Consider the following 1,210-nt stretch of genomic DNA (forward strand, 5'->3'; position numbering starts at 1 on the left):
GGGACCTTATAGTTTCACACATAATAGAAACCATCGCGGTCATTCTTCCGCCATTGATTCGCTTCTATTTTAATCATACCGAAAACACCCGGCCCCGCACCCAAAAATTAAAGTCTCATTTCCGGGCACAGTTCCCGAATTTTTGCCTGCAAGCCCTTTAAATCCTCAAACGTCTCCGGCCTTTTCGACGGATCGCGGAGCAAGGCGGAGGGATGGTAAAGCGCCGTCATCTGCACCCCATCCCGGACGAACCACTGCCCGTGCTCCGCGGTAATGCGAAAGTCGTCCTTAATCAATTCCTTCGCCGCGATGCGGCCAAGACACACCAGAATTTTGGGGTGCAGCAGCTCCATCTGCCGCTCCAGCCAGCCCCGGCAAGCCGACATCTCCACATTTAGCGGATCTCGGTTCTGAGGCGGACGGCATTTCACCGTATTGGCGACATAAACCTTTGTCCGGTCCAGTCCGATGATTTCCAGCATATCGTCCAACAGTTGCCCCGCCTTACCTACAAAAGGAATGCCCTGCTCGTCCTCGTTCTGCCCCGGTCCTTCGCCCACCAACAGCACCTCGGCCGTCTCGCAGCCGTCGCCAAAAACCACAGTGGTGCGGGTCTGTTCCAGACCGCAATTTTTGCATTTCAGACACTCTTGTCGCAAAATCTTCCAATCGTCCATGCCGCTCCTCCTTACCCTTTATTTTTCTATAAAGCGCCGCATGAATTTTTCCCCCCCGGACAAACTGAAAAAAACAGACGGAGGGCTTTCATTTGGCATACTGGTTCTGGGTCTTCATTTTTTATAGCCTTGTAGGATGCTTTTTAGAGCGGGTTTATGCCCGCCGCACCACCGGCGATCCGCATCCCGTTAGGCGATGTCTTCTGTTTCTTCCACTATGCCCGGTGTACGGGCTGGGAGCCATGGCGGTGCTGGCCCTGCCCGCATCCATGCGGGCAGGCTTGTGGCTCCCAGTGGCGGGCGCGGCGGCGGCCACGGCAGTGGAGTTTCTCTATCACTGGGCCTGCGAAGCGCTGCTGGGCGTGAAATTTTGGGACTATTCCCACGTCCAGGGAAATCTTCAGGGACGGGTTTGCATCCTATTCTCCCTTGCCTGGGGCGCTCTGGCCTCCATGGCACTTTTACTGATTCATCCGCCGCTGGTGGCGATCATTGCCGGCATCCCTCCGCCGCTCACCTTCGTCGCGCTGCTG

Annotated in this window: 2 protein-coding genes; one reads left to right on the top strand and one right to left on the bottom strand. The window is 56.0% G+C overall.

Translation table 11 applies throughout. From position 1 onward, the window contains the following. Positions 1-107 precede the first annotated feature (107 nt). The gene (locus RT018_RS05155; protein WP_312939877.1) at positions 108-677 is read right to left on the bottom strand and encodes a uracil-DNA glycosylase; all 570 of its coding nucleotides are present in this window, start codon (positions 675-677) and stop codon (positions 108-110) included. 92 nt (positions 678-769) lie between these two features. Here RT018_RS05155 and RT018_RS05160 point away from each other — a divergent pair. Continuing rightward, positions 770-1,210: putative ABC transporter permease (locus tag RT018_RS05160; RefSeq protein ID WP_312939879.1), on the top strand; the 441-nt coding region annotated here is incomplete at its 3' end.

Source organism: Oscillibacter sp., assembly GCF_032060045.1.
Taxonomy (GTDB): Bacteria; Bacillota; Clostridia; order Oscillospirales; family Oscillospiraceae; genus Oscillibacter.